Origin of the sequence: Mumia spirodelae, from assembly GCF_050632745.1 — a bacterium.
Classification (GTDB): domain Bacteria; phylum Actinomycetota; class Actinomycetes; order Propionibacteriales; family Nocardioidaceae; genus Mumia.
Genome location: NZ_JBODSD010000003.1, coordinates 288,839 through 313,105, shown reverse-complemented (window position 1 = coordinate 313,105; position 24,267 = coordinate 288,839). Strand labels below are relative to the sequence as shown.

General features: G+C 72.2%; 26 protein-coding genes. 5 read left to right on the top strand and 21 right to left on the bottom strand.

The window, feature by feature from the left end:
• On the bottom strand, nucleotides 1–435 hold the full coding sequence (locus tag ACQSSQ_RS17040) for a YciI family protein (protein ID WP_431328307.1): 435 nt from the start codon (nucleotides 433–435) through the stop codon (nucleotides 1–3).
• 227 nt (nucleotides 436–662) lie between these two features.
• On the opposite strand from ACQSSQ_RS17040, the gene ACQSSQ_RS17035 reads away from it, so the two are divergent.
• Together ACQSSQ_RS17035 and ACQSSQ_RS17030 are read left to right on the top strand one after the other, a co-directional pair.
• Complete coding sequence (locus ACQSSQ_RS17035; protein WP_431328306.1) at nucleotides 663–1,544, top strand: metallophosphoesterase; 882 nt, start codon at nucleotides 663–665, stop codon at nucleotides 1,542–1,544.
• Nucleotides 1,541–2,509: a threonine ammonia-lyase gene (locus ACQSSQ_RS17030; RefSeq protein WP_431328305.1), complete on the top strand. Its 969-nt coding sequence runs from the start codon at nucleotides 1,541–1,543 to the stop codon at nucleotides 2,507–2,509. The genes ACQSSQ_RS17035 and ACQSSQ_RS17030 overlap by 4 nt, the downstream gene beginning before the upstream one ends.
• A 7-nt stretch (nucleotides 2,510–2,516) precedes the next feature.
• On the opposite strand, the gene ACQSSQ_RS17025 is transcribed toward ACQSSQ_RS17030, so the two are convergent.
• The 9 genes from ACQSSQ_RS17025 to ACQSSQ_RS16985 all read right to left on the bottom strand — a co-directional run bounded on the left by ACQSSQ_RS17025 (nucleotide 2,517) and on the right by ACQSSQ_RS16985 (nucleotide 11,576).
• The gene (locus ACQSSQ_RS17025; protein ID WP_431328304.1) at nucleotides 2,517–3,173 is read right to left on the bottom strand and encodes an HAD family hydrolase; all 657 of its coding nucleotides are present in this window, start codon (nucleotides 3,171–3,173) and stop codon (nucleotides 2,517–2,519) included.
• The gene (locus tag ACQSSQ_RS17020; protein ID WP_431328303.1) at nucleotides 3,157–4,152 is read right to left on the bottom strand and encodes a redoxin domain-containing protein; all 996 of its coding nucleotides are present in this window, start codon (nucleotides 4,150–4,152) and stop codon (nucleotides 3,157–3,159) included. The genes ACQSSQ_RS17025 and ACQSSQ_RS17020 overlap by 17 nt, the downstream gene beginning before the upstream one ends.
• Before the next feature lie 10 nt (nucleotides 4,153–4,162).
• Entirely contained in the window at nucleotides 4,163–4,906 is a 744-nt protein-coding gene (locus ACQSSQ_RS17015; RefSeq protein WP_431328302.1) for an alpha/beta fold hydrolase, read from the bottom strand.
• A 240-nt stretch (nucleotides 4,907–5,146) separates the two neighbouring features.
• Entirely contained in the window at nucleotides 5,147–5,632 is a 486-nt protein-coding gene (locus tag ACQSSQ_RS17010; RefSeq protein ID WP_431328301.1) for a hypothetical protein, read from the bottom strand.
• Between the two features lie 121 nt (nucleotides 5,633–5,753).
• The gene (locus tag ACQSSQ_RS17005; protein WP_431328300.1) at nucleotides 5,754–6,890 is read right to left on the bottom strand and encodes an acyl-CoA dehydrogenase family protein; all 1,137 of its coding nucleotides are present in this window, start codon (nucleotides 6,888–6,890) and stop codon (nucleotides 5,754–5,756) included.
• A 9-nt stretch (nucleotides 6,891–6,899) separates the two neighbouring features.
• Nucleotides 6,900–8,075, bottom strand: a complete 1,176-nt coding sequence (locus ACQSSQ_RS17000) for an acyl-CoA dehydrogenase family protein (protein ID WP_431328299.1) — start codon at nucleotides 8,073–8,075, stop codon at nucleotides 6,900–6,902.
• Nucleotides 8,076–8,163: 88 nt separating this feature from the next.
• Nucleotides 8,164–9,264 carry a 3-deoxy-7-phosphoheptulonate synthase gene (locus ACQSSQ_RS16995; protein WP_431328298.1) on the bottom strand — a complete coding sequence of 367 codons (1,101 nt, stop codon included), beginning with the start codon at nucleotides 9,262–9,264 and terminating at the stop codon, nucleotides 8,164–8,166.
• A 392-nt stretch (nucleotides 9,265–9,656) separates the two neighbouring features.
• Nucleotides 9,657–10,517, bottom strand: coding sequence for a DUF5926 family protein (locus tag ACQSSQ_RS16990; RefSeq protein WP_431328297.1), 861 nt, complete (start codon nucleotides 10,515–10,517; stop codon nucleotides 9,657–9,659).
• 45 nt (nucleotides 10,518–10,562) lie between these two features.
• Nucleotides 10,563–11,576 carry a hypothetical protein gene (locus tag ACQSSQ_RS16985; RefSeq protein WP_431328296.1) on the bottom strand — a complete coding sequence of 338 codons (1,014 nt, stop codon included), beginning with the start codon at nucleotides 11,574–11,576 and terminating at the stop codon, nucleotides 10,563–10,565.
• A 136-nt stretch (nucleotides 11,577–11,712) separates the two neighbouring features.
• Between ACQSSQ_RS16985 and ACQSSQ_RS16980 the strand changes: the two genes are divergently transcribed.
• Nucleotides 11,713–12,027, top strand: coding sequence for a rhodanese-like domain-containing protein (locus tag ACQSSQ_RS16980; RefSeq protein ID WP_431328295.1), 315 nt, complete (start codon nucleotides 11,713–11,715; stop codon nucleotides 12,025–12,027).
• A gap of 19 nt (nucleotides 12,028–12,046) precedes the next feature.
• On the opposite strand, the gene ACQSSQ_RS16975 is transcribed toward ACQSSQ_RS16980, so the two are convergent.
• The 3 genes from ACQSSQ_RS16975 to aat all read right to left on the bottom strand — a co-directional run bounded on the left by ACQSSQ_RS16975 (nucleotide 12,047) and on the right by aat (nucleotide 14,143).
• Nucleotides 12,047–12,937, bottom strand: a complete 891-nt coding sequence (locus tag ACQSSQ_RS16975) for a DNA-formamidopyrimidine glycosylase family protein (protein ID WP_431328294.1) — start codon at nucleotides 12,935–12,937, stop codon at nucleotides 12,047–12,049.
• Nucleotides 12,938–13,062: 125 nt separating this feature from the next.
• Entirely contained in the window at nucleotides 13,063–13,335 is a 273-nt protein-coding gene (locus tag ACQSSQ_RS16970) for an HU family DNA-binding protein (RefSeq protein WP_431328293.1), read from the bottom strand.
• A 136-nt stretch (nucleotides 13,336–13,471) separates the two neighbouring features.
• A complete protein-coding gene (gene aat, locus ACQSSQ_RS16965; protein ID WP_431328292.1) occupies nucleotides 13,472–14,143 on the bottom strand; it encodes a leucyl/phenylalanyl-tRNA--protein transferase in 672 nt (223 codons plus the stop codon).
• Between the two features lie 69 nt (nucleotides 14,144–14,212).
• Here aat and ACQSSQ_RS16960 point away from each other — a divergent pair, with 69 nt between their 5' ends.
• Nucleotides 14,213–14,905 (top strand): EcsC family protein, encoded by a 693-nt coding sequence (locus ACQSSQ_RS16960; protein WP_431328291.1) that lies wholly within the window; start codon nucleotides 14,213–14,215, stop codon nucleotides 14,903–14,905.
• Between the two features lie 73 nt (nucleotides 14,906–14,978).
• Here ACQSSQ_RS16960 and katG read toward each other — a convergent pair whose 3' ends face one another.
• Both katG and ACQSSQ_RS16950 read right to left on the bottom strand, forming a co-directional pair.
• Complete coding sequence (gene katG, locus ACQSSQ_RS16955; RefSeq protein ID WP_431328290.1) at nucleotides 14,979–17,222, bottom strand: catalase/peroxidase HPI; 2,244 nt, start codon at nucleotides 17,220–17,222, stop codon at nucleotides 14,979–14,981.
• Nucleotides 17,223–17,266: 44 nt separating this feature from the next.
• Nucleotides 17,267–17,698 carry a Fur family transcriptional regulator gene (locus ACQSSQ_RS16950; protein ID WP_431328289.1) on the bottom strand — a complete coding sequence of 144 codons (432 nt, stop codon included), beginning with the start codon at nucleotides 17,696–17,698 and terminating at the stop codon, nucleotides 17,267–17,269.
• A 144-nt stretch (nucleotides 17,699–17,842) separates the two neighbouring features.
• Between ACQSSQ_RS16950 and ACQSSQ_RS16945 the strand changes: the two genes are divergently transcribed.
• Complete coding sequence (locus ACQSSQ_RS16945; protein WP_431328288.1) at nucleotides 17,843–18,394, top strand: hypothetical protein; 552 nt, start codon at nucleotides 17,843–17,845, stop codon at nucleotides 18,392–18,394.
• Nucleotides 18,395–18,418: 24 nt separating this feature from the next.
• Here ACQSSQ_RS16945 and ACQSSQ_RS16940 read toward each other — a convergent pair whose 3' ends face one another.
• The 6 genes from ACQSSQ_RS16940 to ACQSSQ_RS16915 all read right to left on the bottom strand — a co-directional run bounded on the left by ACQSSQ_RS16940 (nucleotide 18,419) and on the right by ACQSSQ_RS16915 (nucleotide 24,263).
• Complete coding sequence (locus ACQSSQ_RS16940; protein WP_431328287.1) at nucleotides 18,419–19,357, bottom strand: hypothetical protein; 939 nt, start codon at nucleotides 19,355–19,357, stop codon at nucleotides 18,419–18,421.
• 127 nt (nucleotides 19,358–19,484) lie between these two features.
• The gene (locus ACQSSQ_RS16935) at nucleotides 19,485–20,183 is read right to left on the bottom strand and encodes a DUF8817 family protein (protein ID WP_431328286.1); all 699 of its coding nucleotides are present in this window, start codon (nucleotides 20,181–20,183) and stop codon (nucleotides 19,485–19,487) included.
• Nucleotides 20,184–20,228: 45 nt separating this feature from the next.
• Nucleotides 20,229–21,176 (bottom strand): hydroxymethylglutaryl-CoA lyase, encoded by a 948-nt coding sequence (locus ACQSSQ_RS16930; RefSeq protein ID WP_431328285.1) that lies wholly within the window; start codon nucleotides 21,174–21,176, stop codon nucleotides 20,229–20,231.
• Nucleotides 21,177–21,214: 38 nt separating this feature from the next.
• Nucleotides 21,215–21,688: a VOC family protein gene (locus ACQSSQ_RS16925; protein WP_431328284.1), complete on the bottom strand. Its 474-nt coding sequence runs from the start codon at nucleotides 21,686–21,688 to the stop codon at nucleotides 21,215–21,217.
• 5 nt (nucleotides 21,689–21,693) lie between these two features.
• Nucleotides 21,694–22,125, bottom strand: a complete 432-nt coding sequence (locus ACQSSQ_RS16920) for a helix-turn-helix domain-containing protein (RefSeq protein WP_431328283.1) — start codon at nucleotides 22,123–22,125, stop codon at nucleotides 21,694–21,696.
• Nucleotides 22,122–24,263 carry an acetyl/propionyl/methylcrotonyl-CoA carboxylase subunit alpha gene (locus tag ACQSSQ_RS16915; protein ID WP_431328282.1) on the bottom strand — a complete coding sequence of 714 codons (2,142 nt, stop codon included), beginning with the start codon at nucleotides 24,261–24,263 and terminating at the stop codon, nucleotides 22,122–22,124. Before ACQSSQ_RS16915 ends, ACQSSQ_RS16920 begins: the two co-directional genes overlap by 4 nt.
• Nucleotides 24,264–24,267: the final 4 nt, after the last annotated feature.

Sequence of the window (24,267 nt, the reverse complement as noted above, 5' to 3'; positions counted from 1 at the left end):
TCAGGACCCGTGCTGCTGCTGGATCTGCTCGCGCAGGCGGTCGTCCTGCTCGCGGAGCTCGGGGGTGTACTCGTCGCCGAAGTCGGCCGCCTCGTGCAGCGGGCGCAGCTCGAGCTGGCTGGGCTCAGACGGGTCGTGCGGGCACCGCTTCGCCCACTCGACGGCCTCCTCGAAGGACTTGACCTCCCAGATCCAGTAGCCCGCGAGCAGCTCCTTGCTCTCGGTGAACGGACCGTCGACGACCCGCGGCTCGCCCTGCCCGAAGACGACCCGCGCACCCTCGTTGCTGTTCTTGAGCCCGTCGCCGTCCAGCATGATGCCGGCCTTGACGAGCTCCTCGTTGTACTTGCCCATCGCCGCGAGCATCTCCGTGGACGGCATCGCACCCTCTGCCTCCCACGCCGGCGTGGACTGGACCATGACCATGACGCGCATGATGTTCTCCCTTGTCGGTTCGGTGCCGCCTCGACCTTAGTGCCGGAGCGGTCTCTCACCCCTACGCCGAACGGGCGTCCCCGTCTTCGACACGAGGCAGCACTTTTTTCGACGTTTCTTTGCGCGCCCGCGCGGGGAGCCGCGCGAGGAGCGGTTGACCCGTCCCCGGAGGTCCACCTCTACCGTCGAGGGCGTAGGACCGCATCCACCCCGAAGGAGACGACGCGATGCCGCAGACGCATGCGACCGACGCCGACGCCGTACGGATCCTCCACCTCTCCGACCCGCACATGACGGCGTCCGGTCGCGACGCCGACGGGGTCGACGCCGCACGAGCGCTCGAGCTGCTCCTCTCGTCGCTCGAGGATGTGCACGACCTCGACCTCGTGCTCACGACCGGCGACGTCGCCGACGACGGATCGGTGGGCGGGTGCGTGCGGGTTCGCGACCTCGTCGGCGCCTTCGCGGAGGCTCGGGGCGTGCCTCACGTCTACACCACCGGGAACCACGACTCGCGGTCCGCGTTCGGCGAGGTGTTCGGGAGCGGGCACCTCGACCACCGCGGCGGGGACGCGGGACTCCGGGCACCCGTCGACGCCTGCGCCGGACTCAGCCTCGTCCGAGGACTGCGCCTCGTCACGCTGGACAGCCTCGTCCCGGGATTCGCCCACGGCCACCTCGACGACGCTCAGCTCGACTGGTTGCGCGAGGTGCTGGCCGAGCCCGCCGAGCGCGGCACCGTCCTCGCGCTCCACCACCCTCCGATCTCGCCCGCTCGGCATCCGATGGCCGACATGGTCCTGCGCGAGCCCGCTCGGCTGCGGCAGGTCGTCGAGGGGACCGACGTCGTCGCTGTGCTGTGCGGCCACCTCCACCACCAGATGGCCGGAGCCCTCGGGACCGTCCCGGTGCACGTCGCTCCCGGGATCGTCACGCGGATCGACCTCGCGGCACCGGTGGGCAGGATCCGAGGTGTCCTGGGTCCGGCGGCTGCCGTGGTCGAGGTCGGCAGGCACGGCACGCCGATCGTCGCCACCCTGACCGCTCACGACCCGCGCGCCGGCGAGCTCGTCTACGAGGTCGACGCTGCCCCGATGGCGTACCGATGACGGTCGCCCTCGACGTCGATCACGTACGCGAGGCGGCAGCGTCGCTGGCTTCTGCCGTGGCGCGCACCCCGGTGCTCACGGCCGCGCAGCTCGACGCCTGGGCCGGACTGCCGGTGCACGCGAAGGCGGAGGGGCTGCAGCGGACCGGGTCGTTCAAGGTGCGCGGCGCCCTGAACAGGATCCGGACCCTGGGCGACGCGGAGCGCGACCGCGGGCTGGTGACGGTGAGCGCCGGCAACGCCGCCCTCGGTGCCGCGTTCGCCGCGCGCAGCCTCGGGGCCCGGCTGACCGTCGTGATGCCGGAGGATGCCGTGGCCGAGAAGCGGGCTGCAGTCCTCGAGCTCGGAGCGACCCTCGTCACCGACGGTGTCGTCGACGCGGCGGCGGCGTTCGTGAGGGCTCGTCAGCTCCAGGCCGACCATGCGCTGACCTTCGTCCACCCGTACGACGATCCGATGGTGGTCGCCGGAGCGGCGACCGCGACGCTCGAGCTGTTGGAGGACAGCCCGCCTCTCGCGCGCGTGTACATCCCGTGCTCGGGAGGCGGTCTCCTCGCCGGTGCGGTCCTGGCCCGACGGGCGTTCGGGTCCCGTGTCGAGCTGGTCGGCGTCCAGCCGACGGGCTCCGACGGCATGGTGCGTTCGCTCGCCGCCGGCAGGCCGGTCCGGTCGCCGTCGATCAGCACGGTCGCGGACGGGCTGACGGCGCCCGCGCCTGGCGCCGTGCCCTTCGGACTCATCGCCGCGGCCGGCGACCTGCGGGTACGGACCGTGCCGGACGACGCGATCCTCGAGGCCATGGTGACGGCGACGCGACTCCTGCGGGTCGTCGTCGAGCCGGCGGGTGCGGCGGCGCTCGCGGGGGCGCGCGCCGACGTCGCCGAGGGGCGGACGGTCGACGGACCGGTGGGCGTCGTGCTGTCGGGCAGCAACGTCTCGTGGCACCTGCTGTCGCGGCTGCTCTGACCCGCGCTCACACCCCCGCACCCAGCACGTCGACGACCGCCGACGGGGTGCGGGCGAGCGGAGGGTCGTCGCCCACGGCGTCGGGGTGCGAGCCGGGCCGCCACGCTGCCGCGATCCCGCGCACCCCCGCGGCCGACGCGCACGCCAGGTCCGTCGCGGTGTCGCCGACGTACGCGGTCGTGGCGGGAGAGACTCCCAGTCGCGCGCAGACCGCGAGGAGCCCCTCGGGGGAAGGCTTCGGCGCGATCCCCTCGTCACCGCACAGGACCGCGCCGAACCGCGTCGCGATCCCGTGCCGGGCGAGCACCGCGTCGGCGGCGACACGCGCCGCTCCGGTGAGCACCCCGAGCGCGTACCCCACCCGCTCCAGGTGATCGAGGAGGCTCGTGATCCCCGGGAAGAGCGGCGCGTCAGTCAGTGCGGCGACCGCGGTGCGCCCGTACAGCTCCAGCTCGCTCGCCCGGCACGGTCGCCGAAGGAAGTGGGCGAGCACCTGCGACGTCGACCGCACGTCCCAGACGTCCCTCACCTGCTGCGCCGACGCCTGCACGCCGAGGTCGGCGAGGGTCCTGACGTACGCCTGTGCGGCGACCTCGGTGCTGTCGACCAGGGTGCCGTCGAGGTCGAAGACGACCGCCCCGCGCACGTCACCGCGCAGCGGCATCCGTGTGCCCGTCGTCAGGCGACCGCGGATGGGCGCGCAGCCACGCCAGCACGTCGAGGGCGTGCCGTGCGGGATCGGGGACGTCGGTCCACACGTGCTGGACGCGTCCAGCCCCGAGGACCAGCGTCGTACGCCGGTACAGCCGCATCGGGCCGGCGTCGAAGGTCGCGAGGCCGAGCTCGCGGGCGAGCACGAGCTCGGGGTCGGAGAGCATCGTGAACGGGAGTCCGAGCCGCTCGACGAGCTCGGCCTGGTAGTCGGTCGGCTGGGACGACAGCCCGTAGACCACCTGGGCGCCGGCCTCGCGGACGTCCTCGTGATGGTCCCGGAACCCGCAGGCCTCCGCCGTACAGCCCCGCGCGCCCGGGATCGTCTCCCACCCCTCCGGAAGGTCGACGCCCGGCTTGCCCGTCAGCGGATAGACGTACAGGACCACGCGGTCGAGGCTCGCCGTCGGGAGGTGAACCGTACGGCCGTCGCTCGCGGCGAGCGTCACGTCGGGCACGGGGCTGCCGACGATCGCTGGCGTGGACGCCCGCGTCGGCTCGACCTTCTCGCGCGGCGCCGGTACGACCCGAGCGGACGGTGCCGTCCCGCGGCTGGACGCCCGGCCAGACGTCCCCATCACCCGTTCAGCGGCCGCGTCCAGCCGGGACGCGAGGGCGCCCCGCCACGCGTCGAGCTCGTCGATCCGGTCCGTCAGCTGCGCGATGGCCGACCGGTACGCGGCCAGCGATGCCGGGCAGTCGTCGGCCGTCACGTGCCCCGATCCGAGGCAGTCGAGGAACGGCTTCGTCTGCGCGACCCGGAACCCGAGGCGAGTGAGGTGCTGGACCTGGCGCACCTGGTCGACGGCGACCGGGTCGTACGACCGGTAGCCGTTGGCGGACCGGTCGGGGACGATCAGGCCGAGGCGCTCGTAGTAGCGCAGGGCACGCACCGTGGCGCCGGTCTGCCGACGCAGCTCACCGACTCTCATGGCACCGAGGCTAGGGCCGAACCCTGGGGTCCGGGTCAACCGTCGGAGCCGCTGCCACCGCCTCCAGGCGGTCCGCCAGCTCGGCGGGTCGGCTGAGCGCGACGAGGTGGCCGCCTGGTATCTCGTCCGGCGCGAGCCCCAGCCGGTCCTGCGCGACACGACGCTGGAAGGCGATGGGGAAGATCCGGTCGTCGGTCGCGGCCACCACCACCGTCCGGACGTCGGGCCACTGCTCCAGCGGCCACGGCTCGGCGAACGACCGGTCCGACGGCTCGCGGTCCTCGCCGCCGAGCATCTCCGCCGTGAGGTCGTCCGGCACGTCGTGGAAGAAGTCGCGCTCGATGTCGAAGTCGTCCCAGCCGGCCTCGCGCCGTGCCGCCGAGGACCCGACCGCCGACCACCACTCGCCGGGGGACTCGCCGGGCGACGGGATCATCGGGTTGAGGAGGACGAGCAGGTCGACGGGGATCCTCGCGCAGACGAGCGGGCCGATGTACGCGCCCATCGACTGCGCGACAACGACGAGGGGCTCGTCGCGCGTCGGTCCGGCGGCGGTCGGTCCGGCAGCGGTCGGGTCGGCAGCGGTGATCGCGTCGAGCACGACCTGCGCGTGGTCCTCGACGCCCGTCGACGCGTCCTGCTGCGGGACGTCGACCGGGATCGCGGTGTGGCCACGGCGCTCGAGCTCGGGCACCAGGCGGGACCAGTACGCAGGGTCGCCGCCGGCTCCGGGGATCAGGACGAAGGTGGTCATGGGTGGCTGACTCCAGCCCCCGCGCGAACTCATCGCCGCGCGCGTGCCGGGTCCCTTCCAGATGCCGGCGGCCCGAAGGACCGCATGGACCGCACTCAGCGACGTTCCGACACACTCGGCGTCGCAGCCCCGCGTCGCTGAGATGTCCAGACCGACGCTGACTGCCCGCCGCATGAGGGGCGTACGACCTCGGCGTCCACGCTGTACGGAGCCGGGCCGCGGCGGGACCGTAGCGGAGGCTCAGGGGAGCGTGATCTGGGCCTGGTTCGCGCCCGGATCGCAGTGCTTGCCGTTCGGGTACGTCGGCGCGGCGGTGGTGCGTACGACGGCCCGGTGCGCCTCCGTGCCGTCACGATGCTGGACGATCGCGGTGACCTCCACCTCGTCGGCGGGGAGTTCCGCGACGTCGACGAACCCCTGCATCGTGCCGTCGGGCGTGGACGACGCGCTGCACGCCGCCTCGGGCTCGTCGCCGTCGCAGCCTTCGTCGACGACGGTCGTGCCCGGGTAGAGCGGCGCCTCCGCGGCGACGCACTCCTCGCCCCAGCACGTCTCGAGCCGGACCGTGTCGGCCTGCGCCGCGAGTGGCTGCTCGACCGTGACACCGATCCCGGCCGACGAGCCGATCATCGTGCACGCCAGGACGTCGCCTTCCTCGGCGCCGGAGCCGCAGGCCATCAGGAGCGCGAGCGGCACTGCCGCCCACGCCGTACGAAGCTGTCCCATGCACGGACCCTAGAACGCAGCAAGCCACGCCTGCTAGCACGAAGCGTGGGTTGTAGCCGTGGCTTCGTGGTAGCGGACGTGGCCTGGTGCGCGACCGGGCGTGACGCCGGCCCGCGAGACGTCAGTGCAGCAGCTCGACGATGCCGCGGTCGGGGATGCCGCCCGCGATCTGACCGAGGTGGTACGCCTCGTTGCCGAGCGTGCGGTCGAGGACCGTCAGGCGCGCGGCGTAGTGGCTGATCGAGTACTCCGCCGTCACGCCGATGCCGCCGTGGAGCTGGATCGACTCCTGGCTGATGTGGCGCGCGGTGCGGCCGATCTCGGCCTGCAGGCGCGACGCCACGAGCGCGTCGGGCCCGTTCTCGGCGAGCGACATCGTCGCCCACAGCGAGATCGAGCGGGCAAGCTCGAGCGAGGTGTACATGTCCGCCGCGCGGAACGTCAGCGCTTGGAACTTCGACAGCGTGACGCCGAACTGCTTGCGCGTCTTGAGGTAGCCGACGGTGGTCTCGACCGAGATCTCCATCGCGCCGATCGCCTCGGAGCCGTACGCCGTCTGCAGGCGCGTGAACGCGGCCGCGAGCACGTCCTCGCCGGCAAGCCCATCCTCCCCGGCCTCGCCGAGCGGGGTCGCCGCAGCGCCGGCGAAGACGACGCGCGCAGCGTACGAGTCGTCCGGCGTCGCGTAGGTCGTGCGCGTGACGCCGTCGGCGGTGGCGTCGACCACGAACAGACGCGTCGTGTCGCCGTCCTTCGCGCTCACCACGAGGACGTCGGCGACGCCACCGTGGCGGACCGGCTCCTTGACGCCGTCGAGCGTCCAGCCGTCCTCCGACGGGGTGGCAGTCACGCCGTACGCGACGGTGCCGTGCGGCGCGCGCGCCTCGCTGTGCGCGATCACGGCGATCAGCTCGCCGGCGGCGATCTTCGGCAGCAGCTCCTGCTTCTGCTCGTCGGTGCCCGCGTCGGCGATCAGCTCGCCAGCGCCGACCACGACGTCGATGAACGGCTCCGGCGCCAGCACGCGGCCGATCTCCTGGGCGACGATCCCGACCTCGACCGCGCCGGCCCCGGCACCGTCGTACGCCTCGTCGAACGGGAGGCCCAGCAGGCCCATCTCGGCGAGCTTGCCCCAGACCTCACGGTCCCAGCCGGGCTCGGTGGAGGTGATCTTCTCGCGGTTGCCGGCGGACTCGCCGAGGATGCCGCGGACCGCGTCGCGCAGCGCGAGCTGCTCGGTGTCGTAGGTGAAATCCATGTCAGTCCCTCACAGTCCCAGGATCGTGCCGGCGATGATCGTGCGCTGGACCTCGTTGGACCCACCGTAGATCGACACCTTGCGGAGGTTCAGGTACGTCGGCACCGAGCGGCCGGCCCACTCCGGGACGTCGGAGTCGTCACCGGCACCGGCGGCGAGGACGTCCCCGCCGGCGATGTCGACGGCCAGCTCGCTGACCTCCTGGTTGAGCACCGAGCCGCGAAGCTTGAGGATCGACGAGACCGGGTCCGGCTTGCCGTCCTTCGAGGCGCCGGCCACGCGCAGCGCGGTCAGCTCGAGCGCGAGCAGCTGGTTCTCCAGCGACGCGAAGCGGGTCGCCACAGCCGGGTCGTCGATCGGGCGGCTGCCGTCGGCCAGTGGCACCGAGGCGTGCTCCTTGAGCACCTGCAGACGCAGCTTGGTGCTGCCGGTCGCGCCGATGCCGTCGCGCTCGTTGCCGAGGAGGAACTTCGCGTAGTCCCAGCCGTGGTTCTCCTCACCGACGAGCTGGTCCGCGGGGACCCGCACGTTGTCGAAGAAGACCTCGTTGACCTCGTACGACCCGTCGATCAGCTTGATCGGACGGACCGTCACGCCCGGCGTCGACATCTCGAACAGCAGGAAGGAGATGCCCTGCTGCCGCTTCGGCGCATCGGGGTTCGTGCGGACGAGGCAGAAGATCCAGTCGGCGTACTGGCCGAGGGTGGTCCACGTCTTCTGCCCGTTGACGACCCACTCGTCGCCGTCGCGGACCGCCGTGGTGCGCAGCGACGCGAGGTCGGAGCCGGCGTCGGGCTCGGAGAAGCCCTGGCACCACCAGATGTCGAGGTTCGCCGTCGCGGGGAGGAAGCGCTCCTTCTGCTCCTGCGAGCCGAAGGTCGCGATCACGGGGCCCACCATGCTGGCATTGAACGCGAGCGGAGCCGGGACGCCGGCGGTCTGCATCTCGTCGAGCCAGATGTGGCGCTGCAGCGGCGTCCAGCCCTTGCCGCCCCACTCCACGGGCCAGTTCGGGACGGCGTAGCCGCCCGCGTTCAGCACCCGCTGGGCCTCGATGATCTGCTCCTTGGTGAGCTCCCCACCACCGCGAACGGTGTCGCGGATCTCCTGCGGGACCTTGGTGGTGAAGAACTCTCGCAGCTCCTGCTGGAGCTGCGCGTCCTCCGCTGTCAGCGCGAGCCTCATGTTCGCTCTCCTGTGGCGTACGACATGTGTTGGGACCCAGCGTAGGTAAGCGGACGCTTAGCCGCCTACCCGGGGGTAGGTTTCCAGCCTAGGCCCCGTTCCCAGCCCGCCGTGCCGCTGATGCGGTCGCCAGCTCCTCGAGCAGGTCGGCGGTCACGTCCCAGCCGATGCACGCGTCGGTCACGCTCTGCCCGTAGACGAGCCCGTCCGGCGCCGGTGCCTGCTTGCCCGGGACGAGGAAGCTCTCCATCATCACGCCGCCGATCCCACGGTCGCCGGCCGCGACGTCGTGGGCCAGCTCGCGGACGACCGCCGCCTGTCGCACGTGGTCCTTGCCGGAGTTGCCGTGGCTGGCGTCGACGACGAGCCGCTGCGGCATGCCGGCCCTCTCGAGCAGCGCGAGGGCCGTACGACGCGACTCGGCGCCGTAGTTGGGTCCGGAGTGGCCGCCGCGCAGGATCACGTGGCAGTCCGGGTTGCCGCTGGTCGAGACCGCGCACGCGCGCCCGTCGCCGTCGATCCCGAAGAACGTCTGCTCCGCCTCCGCGGCCCGGCAGCCGTCGATCGCCGCCTGGACCGACCCGTCCGTCGCGTTCTTGAACCCGACCGGCATCGACAGGCCCGACACCATCTGACGGTGGACCTGGCTCTCGGGGGTCCGCGCGCCGATCGCGCCCCACGAGACGGCGTCGGCGAGGTACTGCGGGCTCGTCGGCTCGAGGAGCTCCGTCCCCGCCGGCAGGCCGGTCGCGAGCACGTCGAGCAGGACCGAGCGGGCCAGCCGCAGCCCGCGGCGTACGTCGTACGTCTCGTCCATGCCGGGGTCGTTGATGAGGCCCTTCCAGCCGATGGTCGTGCGCGGCTTCTCGAAGTAGACCCGCATCACGATCTCGAGCTCGTCGGCGTACGCCTCCCGGAGCGGGGCGAGCCGGTGCGCGTAGTCGAGCGCGGCGCTCGGGTCGTGGATCGAGCAGGGCCCGACGAGGACCAGGAGGCGGTCGTCGGCTCCGGACATGATCGCGGCGGCGGCGTCACGCGAGCGCGCGACGAGGTCGGCGGCCGCGTCGCCGAGCGGGCGGGACGCCACGACGTCGCGGGGCGGTTCGAGCGGCTCGAGCGTACGGACGCGCAGGTCGCTGGTCCGCGGTCGCGCAGCAGCGGTCGTACGAGGGGTGGTGGTGCTGGACATCGGCGCTTCCTCTCGGCGGCGCCGATCCTGAGCCGGCACCGCCACGAATGACGAAAGGCACGGACCGTGTGGTCCGTGCCTGTGCTGGCTTGGCTTGAGCGGGTCGGTTGGTCAGGCGCCGACCGCTGGCTGCACCAGCACGTCGCGCCCATAAAATCGCCCGCTCATCATGCCGCCGAGGCTAGCACGCAGGCCCGATCGCGAGGGCAGCGCACCCCTCCGCCGAGGGCATCCGAGCATCGCGCAGGGAATGGGAAGACCCCGACCGCTGCTGACGGGGGATACAGCAACGACCGGGGTCTGACGAAGACTCTAGGGCATCCTGAACACTCGTTCAAGTGTCAACTTCGTGACCTGGATCACCCTGCGCGGAGTGACCCGCGACCAGGGCCTCAGCGCACGGTGATCTGGCGGTTCGCGAGGCCGTTCCGTGCCCCTCGCTGCTCGCTCGTGAGCGGCGTCGAGTCGGCTAGCGCCTCGTTCAGACGGGTCTGGAAAGCGGCCGCCGGTCCCTCCAGCGCGGTCGCGGGCGTGGGCTCGAGCATCTCCCATACGGGGACCAGCAGGCCGTGCGCCCGGAACGAGCCGATCAGGCGTACGTCGTCGTCGAGCCGGTCGTCACCGGCGACGTGGAGCCGGGCGAGGGCGGTGAGCAGCGCGTCCTCGTCGTGGGGCATCACCCAGCGCAGGAACTGGCGCTCGCCGAGCTGCGTCCAGTACGCCGCGTCGACCTCGGAGAGCCGCTCGGTCGGGGTCGCGAGCTCGTTGGCCTGCTCGATCCCGGCGGCCACCGCGTCGGACGTGTCGTCGACGCCGGCGGTCCAGAAGTCGAAGCCCTCCTGCACGTCGACCGGGAAGTCGGACTCGGGGTCGACCAGGTCCTGGAGCCGCGGACCGACGCCGGGGTCGGGGATGACGATCTCGGAGCCCGGCTCGGTCTCGAGACCGCGCTCGACGACCGCCGCGAGGTCCCGGCTCACGTCGCCGAAGTTGTGCGTCACCTGCAGACCGACCCACATCTCGCCGTCAGGACGGACGAGGCCGGCCGCGGCAGCCGGGAGGAGCGTGCAGACACGGACCCTCGTGTCTGCGGCGACGTCCCCGCGGAGCGCGACGGACGCGGTGGCCGCAGGCACGAACTCGCGCAGCGCCACCCAGTCGCACTCGCCGGGGAGCCCTTCGAAGGTCCGCGCGCGGAACGGCATCCGCTCGACCTTCTCCGGCTTGACGCGGCGGCGCGACTTCTTGCCCATGGCGGGTTCTCCTGAGGTGTTGGTGGGTCGGGCGAGGCGGACGGGTCAGTGACCGCCGGTCGGCCCCTGGGGGTACGGCGGCTGCTGGGGGCCCTGCCCCGGCTGCCCGTACGGCGGCTGCTGCGGCTGGCCGCCCGGCTGACCGTACGGCGGGCGCTGGGGCTGACCGCCCGGCTGACCGTACGGGGACTGCGGCTGCCCGTACGGCGACTGCTGGGGCCGGCCGCCCGGCTGCCCGTACGGCGGCTGCTGGGGCTGACCGCCCGGCTGACCACCGGGCTGACCGTAGGGCGACTGCTGGGGCTGACCACCGGGCTGACCGTACGGCGACTGCTGGGGCTGACCGCCCGGCTGGCCACCGGGCTGACCGTACGGCGACTGCGCGGCGTACGGGGACTGGTGCGCGGACGTGCCGGAGCGCTCCTCGGTCGCGTCGCCCCGCGTCGCCAGCAGCGCGAGGATGCCGAGCACGAAGCCGACCGCCACGAGGGCCATCCCGGCACCGACGAGCAGGTAGCCGGTGACCGCGTCGTCGACCTCGCTCGCGGTCTCGACCCCGCTGGTCATCGCCCCTCCGCCGGCGGCGACGAGGCCTCCGACGACGGCCACGCCGAGGCCGGTCCAACCGAGCAGCGTGCGGCCGCGCCCGCCGGCGAGCGCGACGATCCACAGCGCGACGGCGACCACCACGACGACCAGCGTCGCGGACAGCAGGATCGTGTTGAGCGCGTCGCTGTCCTCGGCGACGCTGCGGCTCACCGAGCCCGGGTCGTCGGAGAGGTCGGCGAAGATCCCGCGTCGTGCCGTCAACGCGTACACGGCGTAGCCGAGCGCCACGACGGCGGCGACCGCCAGCGCGACCACGGCGACCATGCCCCACGGCGACGACTTCTCGAGGTCACGTCCGCGGGCCGTCGGCGGCGCATGCGGGGTGGACCAGTGCTGACCCTGCTGCCCGGGCTGCTGACCGCCGGGCTGTGCGCCCCAGGAACCGCCCGAGGGCTGCCCGGGGTTGGAACCGTACGGACGTCCGTAGGGGTCCTGCGGGCCTTGCGACATGTGTCCTCCTCGGGCGAGCGGGCACGCGCCCGGCGGCCTCAGCCTAACGAACACGGCGCCCAGCGGGAGAGTCCCCGTCCGAGGCGGTGGCGCCGCGCGTCGGAGGGCGTGTGGAAGCGGCTGAGAGGATGGAGTCATGGACGAGATCACCATCCCGACCGTCGAGGTCTCCGGCGTGCCCGACCCGCTCCCGACCGGCCTGGTCGTCGTCGACGTCCGCGAGGACGACGAGTGGGCGGCCGGCCACATCGAGGGCGCGCTGCACATCCCCCTCGGCCAGCTCGCGGTGCGCGCCGACGAGGTGCCGGCCGACGGGCAGGTCCTGGTGTACTGCCACGCCGGCGGCCGCTCCGCCCGTGCGGTCGGGTTCCTCCAGCAGCGCGGCGTCGACGCGGTGAACCTCGCCGGTGGCGTCATCGCCTGGCACCAGGCCGGACGACGCCTGATCTGAGCGGCGCGGCGCGGCCGCGCTAGCGCAGGAGCTTGGACATCCGCCGGTCGGCGAGCGGCTTGCCGCCGGTCTGGCAGGTGGGGCAGTACTGCAGGGACGAGTCGGCGAACGACACCTCGCGGATCGTGTCGCCGCACACGTCGCACTTCTCGCCGGTCCGGGCGTGGACGCGAAGGCCCGACTTCTTCTCCTTCTTGAGCTCCGACGCCGCGAGCCCGTCGGAGCGGGCGATCGCGTCGCGCAGCGTCGTACCGATCGCGGCGTAGAGCGTCGTGAGGTCCTCCTCCGATCCCGCGATCGTGTTCGCGGGCTTGAAGGGCGACATCTTCGCGACGTGGAGGATCTCGTCGGAGTAGGCGTTGCCGATGCCGGCGATCTGCGACTGGTCGCGCAGCACGCCCTTGATCTGCGAGCGGCCGGCGGACTCGAGGATGCCGCGCAGCACGTCGATCGTGAACGCGCCGTCGAGCGGCTCGGGACCTAGGCGCGCGACGCCCGGCACCTCGGCAGGGTCGCGGACGAGGTAGACGGCGAGCCCCTTCTTGGTGCCGGCCTCCGTCAGGTCGAAGCCGGACCCGTCGTCGAGCACGACCCGGAACGCGAGCGGGTTCTTGCCGCCACCGGGGCGGGGCGGGGCCTTCGGCTGCTCGTCCTTCCAGCGCAGCCAGCCGGCGCGGGCGAGGTGGATGATCAGGTGCAGCCCGCCGGCGGAGATGTCGAGGAACTTGCCGCGCCGCGTCACGTCGTCCACGACGAGCCCGGCGAGGGCGCTCACGGGCGGGTCGTACGTCTTGAGGGCGCTGATCGCGGCAGGGTACGCGGCGACGATCGCGCGGGGCTCACCCTCGGTGACCCCCAGGCGGCGGGACAGGTCGTCCACCAGCGCGGCGACCTCGGGCAGCTCGGGCACGTGCCCAGTGTGGCACCCCGTACCCACAGCCGTCCCGTCCGCGATGTGACGTGGCGGGGACGGCGCGGGGACGCGAAGGGGCCCGGGCGCGCTCTCGCGTGCCCGGGCCCCTTTCGTACGACGTCTTACTTGACGGCGCCCTTGAGCTTGCTGCCGGCGGTGACCTTCACACCGAAGCCGGCCGGGATCTCCAGCGTCTCGCCGGTCGCAGGGTTGCGGCCGGTGCGCGCGGCACGCTCGACGCGCTCGACAGTCAGCAGGCCCGGGATCTGGACCTTCTCGCCCTTGCCGACCGCGTCGATGAGCGTGTCACCGAATGCGCTGAGGACCGCGTCGGCGTCAGCCTTGGTGGTGCCGGCGGTCTCGGCGACTGCGGCTACGAGTTCAGTACGGTTCACGGGATTCCTCCGACGTGCGTGGGACGGTTGTCTTGTGACGCACACCAGCATAGGGAGAAATGCCCGAGATCCCCGGATTTACGGGGCCCCACGCCGGTGTGGTGCGCCTCGACAGTAGCCCACGAGGCGGCTGGTTTCAGCGCCACGGTGGGGGCAGCGGTGTGTCGAGCACCCGCGGGAGGGTGTCCAGGTAGGTCTCGCGGGGCCACTCCTCGACCCCCAGCGAGGTGAGGTGCGGGGTCAGCCACTGGGTGTCCACGAGGCGCTGCGCGGCGTACTCGTCGGACAGCAGCCCGACCAGCGCGACGAGGGCCACCTTGGAGGCGTCGCGGACCCGGTGAAACATGCTCTCACCTGCGAAAAGGCCGCCGATCGCCACGCCGTACAGGCCCCCGGCGAGCGTCCCGTCCGACCCCCTGACTTCGACCGAGTGAGCCCACCCCAGACGGTGCAGCCGACCGTACGCGGCGGCGATCTGCCCGTCGATCCACGCACCCTCGCGGGAGGGATCCGCACAGGCCGCCACGACCCCGTCGAAATCGGTGTCCACCGTCACCGTGAAATGCTTCGTCGCCTTGCGCAACGATCGCGTGACACGGAGGTGGTCGAGCCGCAGCACCCCCCGTCGTACGGGCGACCACCAGCCCACCGGACCCCCTGGCTCGACCGGCATCGGGAAGATGCCGGCCGCGTACGCCGCCACGAGCGTCTCCGGCGCGAGGTCCGCCCCCATCCCGACGAAGTCGTCGTCCGGCCACTGGGCTCGACCGAAGTCCCAGCGGTTGGGCGGCAGCGGGGTGGGTGTCACAGGGCTGACTGTAACGAGGGATGACGGGGTACCTCCTACGATGGAACGCACACCCCTCAGGAGGTCCACGTGGGCATCGCCAAGACGACCGCGAAGATGGTCGGGCCCCGGGTGGCCATGTCCGCAGGACCCAAGGTCACCTCGGGCTACGTCCGTGTCCTGCTCGAGCGCGCGATCGACGGTGTCGGGCCGTTCAAGCCGGTCCGCGTCGCCTCCGACGCCCGGCTGGCGCTCGCCGGCGGCAGGGTCGAGGCCGCGATCGACGAGACCGTCTCGATCCACGTCCGGTACGCCGGTGCGCAAGGCTTCCTGACCAACCTCGGCGGCGTCGCCTCGATGATCGTGACGGTCCCCGCCAACGTGTCCGGCCTCGCCATCCTCCAGTGCCACATGGTCGCCGCGATCGCGTACCTGCGCGGCTACGACCTCGACGACCCCCGGGTCCGCAACGGCGTGATGGCCTGCCTCCTCGGCAAGGACGAGGTCAAGAAGGCGATCAAGGCCGGCCGCCTCCCGACGACCCCGATGGGGCTGGCGACCTCGCCGGTGCACGACCCCTCGCTCGACGACCGGATCGCCCGCGAGGTGACCAACGAGCTCTTCGGCCGGGTCAGCGGCAAGCAGGGCGCCTCGGTCGTCATCCGCAAGGTGCCGATCCTCGGGGGTGGCGTGGGCATGGTCGCCGACGCACGGCACACCTCCAAGATCGCCGCGTACGCCCGGCACGAGCTGCGCGACCGGCGCCTGGCGCTGCCCCGCTGAGGCGTTTCACGCCCCGTACGACGATGCGTCCCGACCGCAGTGCGGCCGGGACGCATCGTCCTTCAGTGCAGGATCAGGCGAGGTCGAAGCGGTCGGCCTCCATGACCTTGACCCACGCGGCGACGAAGTCGCGGACGAACTTGTCCTTCGCGTCGTCGCTCGCGTAGACCTCAGCGAGGGCCCGCAGCTCGGAGTTCGAGCCGAAGACGAGGTCGGCGCGGCTGCCGGTCCAGGTGTCGCCCGACGCCGTCGTGCCGGTGAACGTCTGCTGCGACTCGTCGTCCGCCGTCCACGTCGTGCCGAGCTCGAGCAGGTTGACGAAGAAGTCGTTCGACAGCGTGCCCGGACGGTCGGTGAGAACGCCGAGCGACGACCCGTCGTAGTTGGCCCCGATCGTCCGGAGACCGCCCACGAGCACCGTCAGCTCCGGAGCGCTCAGCCCGAGCAGGTTCGCCTTGTCGACGAGCAGGAACTCCGCCGGGACGCGCTGGCCCTTGCCGACGTAGTTGCGGAAGCCGTCGGCCTTCGGCTCGAGGTACGCGAACGACTCGACGTCGGTCTGCTCCTGCGACGCGTCGACCCGGCCCGGCGTGAACGGGACCTCGAGGTCGTACCCGGCCGCCTTGGCCGCGTCCTCGACCCCGACGCCTCCGGCGAGCACGATCACGTCGGCCAGCGAGACCTGCTTGCTGCCCGCAGAGCCGTTGAAGCCGTCGACGACACCCTGCAGCGTGTTGAGCACGATCGCCAGCGCGTCCGGGTTGTTGACCTCCCAGCCGGCCTGCGGCTGCAGGCGGATCCGGGCACCGTTGGCGCCGCCGCGCTTGTCGCTGGAGCGGAACGACGAGGCTGCCGCCCACGCCGTGGTGACCAGCTGCGAGACGCTCAGGCCGGTGTCGCGGATCTGCTGCTTCAGCGCCGCGACGTCGGCCGCGTCGATCGCCTCGTACGAGGGGGTCGGCAGCGGGTCCTGCCAGAGCAGCTCCTCGCTGGGGACCTCCGGACCGAGGTAGCGCACGACCGGACCCATGTCGCGGTGCGTGAGCTTGTACCAGGCGCGGGCGAAGGCGTCGGCGAACGCCGCCTGGTCGTCCTTGAACCGGCGCGAGATGCCCTCGTAGATCGGGTCGAAGCGCAGCGCCAGGTCCGAGGTCAGCATCCGCGGCTCGCGGCGCTTCGACGGGTCGTGGGCCAGCGGCACCATGTCCGAGCCCGCCCCGTTGGTCGGACGCCACTGCTTCGCGCCCGCCGGGGACTCCATGAGCTCCCAGTCGTAGGCGAAGAGGATGTGGAAGAACTCGTTGTCCCAGCGGACCGGGTGGTAGGTCCAGGTGACCTCGAGCCCCGAGCTGACGACGTCGTCGCCCTTGCCGGTGCCGTAGCCCTGCGACCAGCCGAGGCCCTGGGCCTCGAGCGGAGCGGCCTCGGGCTCGGGTCCGACGTTGTCGGCCGACGCGGCGCCGTGGGTCTTGCCGAAGGTGTGGCCGCCAGCGATGAGCGCGACGGTCTCCTCGTCGTTCATCGCCATCCGGGCGAAGGTCTCGCGGATGTCGCGGGCCGACGCCAGCGGGTCGGGGTTGCCCTCCGGACCCTCCGGGTTGACGTAGATGAGGCCCATCTGGACCGCGGCCAGCGGGTCCTCGAGCTCACGGTCGCCGGTGTAGCGCTCCGCGCCGCCCGCGTCGCCGCCGAGCCACTCGGTCTCCGGGCCCCAGTACACGTCCTCGTCGGGCTCCCACACGTCCTCGCGACCACCGGCGAAGCCGAAGGTCTCGAAGCCCATCGTCTCGAGCGCGACGTTGCCGGCGAGGATCATCAGGTCGGCCCACGAGATGTTCTGGCCGTACTTCTTCTTGACCGGCCAGAGCAGGCGACGCGCCTTGTCGAGGTTGACGTTGTCCGGCCAGCTGTTGAGCGGGGCGAACCGCTGCTGGCCGGCACCGGCGCCTCCGCGGCCGTCGCTCACGCGGTACGTGCCCGCGCTGTGCCACGCCATGCGGATGATGAACGGGCCGTAGTGGCCGAAGTCCGCGGGCCAGAAGTCCTGCGAGGTCGTGAGGACCTCGGCGATGTCCTGCTTCACCGCAGCCAGGTCCAGCGCGTTGAACGCGGCCGCGTAGTCGAAGTCCTCGCCGAGCGGGTTCGCGACGGCAGGGTTCTTCGCGAGGATCTTGAGGTTCAGCTGGTTCGGCCACCAGCGACGGTTGCTGTTGCCGCCCTGCGCCGGCTGGGCCGACTGCCCGTGGGCGACCGGGCACCCGCCCGCGGGCGGCTCCTCGTTGACCTCACCGATCACGGCGTCGTGGTTGTCAGACATGGCTTCCTCTCAGTGGCACGGTCTTGCGGGCTGAACAGGCTGGGTCAGGAGATCTGGGTGGTGGAGCAGGCGGGACAGGTGCCCCAGTAGATGACCTCGGCCTCCTCGATCACGAAGCCGTGGTCGTCGGAGGGGGTCAGGCAAGGGGCTTCGCCGACGGCACAGTCGACATCGGCAATGACACCGCACGACCGGCACACCACGTGGTGGTGGTTGTCGCCGATCCTGGCCTCGTAGCGCGCGACGGACCCGGCGGGCTTGATCCGGCGGACGAGCCCGTGGTCGGTCAGCGTGTGCAACGAGTCGTAGACCGCCTGGTGCGACACGGACGGCAGGTCGCGACGGACGGCGTCGATGAGCGTGTCCGTGTCGGCGTGCGGGAGGGTGTGGACGGCGGTCAGCACGGCGACCCGCGGCCGAGTCACGCGCAGCGTCGCTGCACGCAGCATCTGCTCGATCTCGGGTGGCGTGGTCATGTCCTCAGTCTTACCAGTTTTCTTGAACGAGTCAAAAAAATCGCGCAAATCCGGCGCGACGAAATATCGCCCTCCCGCTGACCCTCCCGCGTGGTCCCATGGACGGATGCCGCAGAGCCGGCACGACGAACAAGGGGGTACGTCATGACGAGACGTTGGATGCGCATCGGTGCTGTCACCGCGGGGTCGATCCTCGCGGTCGGGCTGGTGCCCGGGGCGGCGAACGCGGCCACAGGAGTGGTGAAGGATCCGCGCGGCGACGCGCCGAAGGTCGCCGACATCACCAAGCTGCAGCTCAAGAACACCGAGCGACGCGTGACCGGCACGATCACGCTGGCCCACCCGCGGCGGGTCAAGAAGCTCGCCGCGACGGACCTGATCCTTCGCACGAAGGACAGCGGCCGCTACCGCTACGTGGTGTCGGTCGTGCGCAACGAGGACGGCGTGGTCACCAACCGCCAGCTCGGCTGGGTGATCCCGGACGACCCGGCGACGTACAAGCCGCTGGTGTGCGACGGCATCACGACGAAGTGGCTGTCGAAGAAGCGGTTCCGCATCTCGGTGCCGGTCTCGTGCCTCACCGAGACGACCGGGCGACGCGTGAAGGCTCGCGCCGCGATCCTGGCTCGGGTGGGTCCGGGTCACGACTCGTACGACGAGCGCACTCCGGCCACGCGCTGGATCCGGCGCGGCTGACGCAGGCAGACTGCGGCGAGCGCATCACGCCCGCAGGGCGCAGCCGGGGGATGCGCATGCGGTCGGAGTCCCGCCCCAGCCGTGCTTCTGGAGGATGAGCGCGAGCCTCGCCGCCGTACGGCACGGCCGGCGAAAGACCTGGCCCCATCCGAGCCGGGCGGTCGGACGCCCTTCGACGAGGACGTCGAGGTCACGATCGAGGTCGACGTCCCGCTGCGTTCCTGACTCGTGGTAGATGCGTCCGTCGAGCTCGACGACGAGCACCCGGAGATCCGCGTCCCGGTACGCCGTGCCGGTCGCACCGACGGCCCTGAGCTGCCGGCGAGCACGCGGGAGGCCGTGCGGGCGCTCGACCCGGTGCAGGTATCCGTGCTCGAGGACCGAGTGGGTGCCCGCAGCGATGTCGGCGAGCACCGCCTCGAGCCAGCGGCGGCGGGCTACGCGAGACCGGGCGCGGATCGTGGCGAGGACGCGTCCCGCCGTGGTCCGTCGCGAGGCGCACGCCCGTGTGAGCACCGCGACCGCGTCGACGTCGTCGGCAGCCTCCGTCGCGAGGTCGAGCACCACCTCCTCGTAGCGCAGGCGGGGCGGCGCGAGGTTCCATGACGCCATCGCGTCCAGGCGCTTGCGGTAGGTCACGCGGATGCCGGCCTGCTCCGCCACACGGCGCCGGCGATCGACCGCGATCTCGACGACGGTCTCGGCAGTGGCGTCGAGGCGTTCGCGCTCCGCCGCACGGAGGGCGGACGTCCCGCTGAGCGCTGCCGGCCACGCGTACAGCACCGCGCCCCAGGCCCGCTGCATCCAGGTCGGAGCTCCGGTGTGCGCCACGTAGACGCCGGGGAAGATCCGGGTCAGGTCACGGTGCCTCAGGAGCCGCCGGATCTCGTGCGGACGGAACCCGAGGTCGAGCAGCTGGCGCCGCGCGATCACCCCGGACTGCTCCGCGAGAATCCTCCGCATCTCTTCCTGCTGGCGCACTCGCCCAGCGTCGCCGAAGAGACCGATCCCGTGCGTCGCGTCGTCCACAGGCCCGGCGGCGCATCAGTGCCGTCGATCGGTGCCGGATACGAGCACCGATCGACGGCCGTCATCCGCGGCCGACGCTGGCGCGCAGCTCGGCGGCCGCCTCCTCGATCTCGGGCGCGAGGACGTGGCCGTCGAGAGCGTCGAGGGCCCGCAGCGCGCCGTCGGTGTCGCCCGTGCGCACGTGCAGCTCCGCGAGGTACGCCAGCGCCTGCACGTGGTCCTCGGACGGGCTCGCGCCGTCGTCGCGGCCGATCGCGCCGGCGAGGATCTTGGCCGCCTGCGCCGGGTCGCCGTGCGAGTCGGCGAGGACGACGGCGTTCGCGTACGCCGTGGCGAGCGCACTCTCCTGCTCCGGAGGGACCGGTGCCGGCGCTGCGTCGCGCATGAACCGGATCCAGTTGCCGGCCGGGTCGATCAGGCTGAAGCCGGAGAGGTCGCCCACGTTCTTGCGGCGACGTGGCCGGGTGATCCGCGGGTACCCGGCGAGCGGGAGCCTGCCGTAGCGGGAGCGCAGCCCCGACGCGAACCCCTCGAACCACGGCCCCGTCTCGTCGACCATGACGACGCAGGTGCTGTGCGAGTCCTCGGGTGCGATGCCTGCGATCCCGTAGTAGTGCAGCTCGAGCCCGTCCTTCTCGAACGAGACGTACGGGTTGGGCCGGGTCTGCCGGTAGGTCGTGGCGAAGCCGAGCGCCGCGAAGAACGCGGCCATCTCGTCGATCGAGGGGCAGGGCAGGAGCGGGATCGCGCGGACTGACATCCGTACAGCGTACGAGAAACCGCCCTGGGTGTCAGCCCACGTCGCTCAGGCGGTGGTCAGGGCGCGCACGACCGCCGAGGGGGAGGGGCGTCCGAGCTGCTGCGCCATCCACGCGCTCGTCTGCGCGAGCCCGGCCAGGTCGACGCCGTGGGCGATGCCGAGCCCGTCGAGCATCCACACCAGGTCCTCGGTGGCGAGGTTGCCGGTGGCGGACTTCGCGTACGGGCAGCCCCCGAGCCCGCCGGCGCTCGCGTCGAACGTCGTCACACCCTTGCGCAGCGCCGCGTACGTGTTGGCCAGCGCCTGCCCGTACGTGTCGTGGAAGTGCATCGCGAGCCGCGAGCTCCCGTCGCTCGAGCCCGTTGAGACCCCCGCCTCCCCGAACGCGTCCAGCAGCGCCTCGACGTGGTGCGCGGTGCCGACGCCGATCGTGTCGCCGAGCGAGAGCTCGTAGGCGCCCATGTCGAGCAGCCGCTTCCCGGCGGTGACCACGCGGTCGAGCGCGACCTCGCCCTCCCACGGGTCGCCGAAGCACATCGAGAGGTACGCCCGCACCTTCAGGCCCGCCTCGAGCGCCCGACTCACCACCGGCTCGAACATCGCGAACTGCGTCTCGTACGTGCTGTTGAGGTTCTTCTCCGCGAAGGTCTCCGTGGCGCTGGCGAAGACCGCCACGTGGGTGACCCCCGCCTCGAGCGCGCGGTCGAGGCCGCGCTCGTTGGGGACGAGGACCGGGTACGGCGTGGTCCCGTGCAGGTCGAGCCGCGCCACGAGGTCGGCGGCATCGGCGAGCTGCGGCACCCACCGCGGGTGCACGAAGCTCGTCGCCTCCACGATCGGGAGCCCGGCTCCGGTGAGCCGCTGGACGAACTCCAGCTTGGTGTCGAGACCGATGACGCCCTTCTCGTTCTGCAGCCCGTCGCGCGCGCCGACCTCGTAGATCGTCACCCTCTCGGGCAGGGCGGGGTCGCGGTGCACGGCGGGCAGCGCCATCGGTTCTCCTCGTGCTCGTCGGTACGGCGGTGGTCGGGCTAGCGGTTGGCGTCGGCGCCGGAGCGCCAACGCTCCCTGTCGGCGTCGGTGATCTCCACCGGGCCGGTGGTCGGCTCGGTGATCCGGATGGCGTTGCCGAAGGGGTCGCGCAGGGCGCAGTCGACGCCGTACGGCTGCGCGGTCGGCTCCTCGGTGAACTCGACGCCCTTGGCGCGCAGCTCCTCGTACGTGCCGCGGCAGTCGTCCGTGGCGAGGATGCAGGCGACACCGAGCGCGCCCCTGGTGAGCAGGTCGCGCACCTGCGCCGCCGTCTCCTCACTCATCGCGGGCGGCTTCGGGACCTCGAGCAGGAGATGCCGGTCGGGGTCGCGCGGAAGGGAGATGGTGAGCCACCGCATGAAGCCCATGTCCACGTCGGCGCTCACCTCGAACCCGAGCTTGCCGACGTAGAACTCGAGGGCTTCGTCCTGGTCGAGGACCTTGACCTGGGTGATGCTGATCGCGTTGAACATGCTGCTCACGCTAGGCCCGCCCGGGCGCTCCTGGCTTCTCCGAAACTGCTCGGCCGCGTCCAGGAGCGCGTGAAGCACGAGGGGGCGACGTACGGACGGGCGCGTCGCCGGTAGGCGGTCGGCGACTCGCCCACGACCGCGGTGAACGTCCGGCTGAACGTCCCGAGGCTGGTGAAGCCGACGTCGAGGCAGATCTGGGTGACCGGCCGCTCGGTCTCGCGCATCAGCCGCATCGCCCGCTCGATGCGACGCCGCTGCAGGTAGCGGTGCGGCGTCTCGCCGAAGGTGTCGCGGAAGGTCCGGATGAAGTGCGCCTCGGAGACGTACGCGATGCGGGCGAGCGCGGCGACATCGAGGGGCGACGCGTAGTCGCGGTCCATCGCGTCGCGCGCCCGCAGCATGCGCCGGTTCTGGTCCTCCGAGGCGCTCCGCGTCATTCCGCGTCCACCCGGAACAGCAGCGCTCCGAGCGCCACCTGGTCGCCCCCGCCGACACCGACCCGGCTGACGACTCCGGCGTACGGCGCCTTCAGCGCGATCTCCATCTTCATCGCCTCCACGACACCGAGGACCTGGCCCTCCTCCACGGTCTCACCCTCGGCCACGGCGACGGAGAGCACCGTCCCCGGCATCGGCGAGACGACGTCGGCGTCACCGGTGCCCTCGCCGGCGCGGTCGCGGGCGGGGTCCGGATGACGGAAGGTCCACGACTGCCCCTCGTGGGCGACCGTGACGCTGCGGTGGTCGACCCACGCGCGTCCGGCCTCGGCCGCGGCCTGCTCGTACGACCCGGGCGGCAGCGCCGCGTCGACCGGTGTCCCGTCGGCGTCGACGAGCGTGACGAGCACCGGTGCGGGGTCCGCCGCGGAGCGCCAGCCGTCGGCCGCGCCGAACGGGTCGTCCGCAGGCGACACGTGTGCCCGCGCCCAGGCCCGGGCGGCGTCGTCGCGCGCAGCCGCCGGGACGTCGGGCCGCGTCGTCAGCTCGCCGGCGTCGGCGGAGTCCAGCCAGGCCGTGTGGATCACGGCGGACCCGAACGCGTCGGACGCCACCAGGCGTCGCAGGAACCCGGTGTTGGTGGTGACGCCGAGGACCGCCGTCCGGTCCAGCGCGTCGACCAGGGCGGTCCGCGCCGCGTCACGGTCCGCCCCGTACGCGATCACCTTGCCGAGCATCGGGTCGTACGCGGTGGTGACCTCGGCGCCGGACTCGAGCGCGGCGTCGACGCGGACGTGCTCCGGCCACACGACCTGCGTCGCGCGGCCGGCCTGAGGCAGGAAGCCGGCGTACGGGTCCTCCGCGTAGACGCGGGCCTCGATCGCGTGCCCGGTCGCGGTGACGTCGTCCTGGGCGATGCCGAGCGGGAGCCCTTGCGCGACCCGGAGCTGGAGCGCGACCAGGTCGAGGCCGGTGATCGCCTCGGTGACCGGGTGCTCGACCTGCAGGCGCGTGTTCATCTCGAGGAACGCGATCTGGTCGTCACGCTCCCCGTGCACGAGGAACTCGACCGTGCCCGCGTTGACGTAGCCGACCTCTTGCGACAGCGCGACCGCCGCCTCGGTGAGTCGGTCGCGGGTCGCCGTGGAGATCGTCGGCGCCGGAGCCTCCTCCAGGACCTTCTGGTGACGGCGCTGCGCCGAGCAGTCGCGCTCGAAGAGGTGGAGGACGGTGCCGTGCTCGTCCCCGATGACCTGCACCTCGACGTGGCGGCCGCGCTCGACGTACTCCTCGACGATCAGCGTGTCGTCCCCGAAGGCGGACGCGGCCTCGCGGCGGGCGGCGGCGATCGCAGGCTCGAGGTCCGCAGGGTCGCGCACGACGCGCATGCCCTTCCCGCCACCGCCGGCCGCCGCCTTGACGAGGACGGGGTACGCGACGTCGCCGCTCCCGGTGGCCGAGGAGGACGGAGCGCCAGCGGAGTCCGTATCGAGACCGACGTCGTACCGCCGCGTCACCGGCACGCCCGCGCGCTCGGCCACCTCACGGGCGCGGTCCTTGCGGCCCATCAGGTCGATCACGTCCGCACTTGGCCCGATCCACACGAGTCCGGCATCGACCACCGCGCGGGCGGCGTCGGCCCGCTCGGAGAGGAAGCCGTAGCCCGGGTGCACGGCCTGCGCGCCGCTGCGACGGGCGGCATCCAGGATCGCGTCGACATCCAGGTACGACGCGACACGCTCGACGTGGTCGGCGAGCCGGACGTGAGGGGCTTGGGCGTCGAGGTCGGAGTGCACCGCGATCGCCCGCAGCCCGGCGGCCTGCACGGCCCGGATCACGCGCACCGCGATCTCGCCCCGGTTGGCGACGAGGACCGAGGTGAAGCGGGCACCGCTGGTCGAGCCGCCCCCGCTGGTCGAGTAGCCCGGAGCGCCGCCCCCGCTGGTCGAGTAGCCCGGAGCGCCGCCCCCGCCGGTCGCCCCGCTGGTCGAGTAGCCCGGAGCGCTAGCGGAGGGCGTATCGAGACCCGGGTCTCGATACGCCTCGCCCAGCGGCTCGGCTACTCGACCACCAGAAGCCCCCGGCTCGGCTGCTCGACCACCAGAGCCCCCCCGCTCGGCTGCAGAATCGTTCGTCATCGCA